This window comes from Coprococcus sp. AF16-22 (genome assembly GCF_003461545.1).
Lineage (GTDB): Bacteria > Bacillota > Clostridia > Lachnospirales > Lachnospiraceae > Coprococcus > Coprococcus aceti.
Genome location: NZ_QTXH01000017.1, coordinates 1 through 203, shown reverse-complemented (window position 1 = coordinate 203; position 203 = coordinate 1). Strand labels below are relative to the sequence as shown.

1 pseudogene is annotated in these 203 nt (G+C 45.8%); it reads left to right on the top strand.

What is annotated here, in order from left to right:
• Positions 1–203 (top strand): annotated as a pseudogene (locus DWW60_RS13745) (hypothetical protein); the annotation flags it as partial.

Sequence of the window (203 nt, the reverse complement as noted above, 5' to 3'; positions counted from 1 at the left end):
CTGTCGCCGCAGTTGGAAGAAAAACGGTTTGAAGTATACTGTGCGGTCGGCAGTATATACCGCCCGGAGATCAATCTGAACCGGTCTGTGTATGCCAGCATGGACTGGATAAATACTACGCATCTTGAAATGTATGTTAAGGCGAAATGCAATGGCATACCAGTGTATGAGAATGAACAGCCGGGGGTTGATTATATCATCAA